1 protein-coding gene is annotated in these 204 nt (G+C 42.2%); it reads right to left on the bottom strand.

What is annotated here, in order from left to right; genetic code table 11:
* A partial coding sequence (locus CEX98_RS17270) for an ISAs1 family transposase (protein WP_143484354.1) occupies positions 1-204 on the bottom strand: 204 nt, incomplete at both ends.

The raw sequence follows: 204 nt of genomic DNA, 5'->3' as shown, positions 1-204 counted from the left end.
AGATAGTCAGCCAGATAGTCAGCCCCTCTTGAAATCAATGCTGAAAGTGTCGCTTTCTGACAATGTAGTGCATCTAGTGTGACGATAGAATCTGAAATATCGAGCACATCTAATAAGGCCCTAACTGCCGGTATCTCATTGGACTTATTTTCTACTGTACGCTGATACAAAGTTAAACCAGACTCGCAATCAAAAGCAGACACC

The organism is Pseudoalteromonas piscicida, from assembly GCF_002744175.1.
GTDB lineage: Bacteria > Pseudomonadota > Gammaproteobacteria > Enterobacterales > Alteromonadaceae > Pseudoalteromonas > Pseudoalteromonas piscicida_B.
This window is presented reverse-complemented; position numbering and strand designations above follow the sequence as displayed.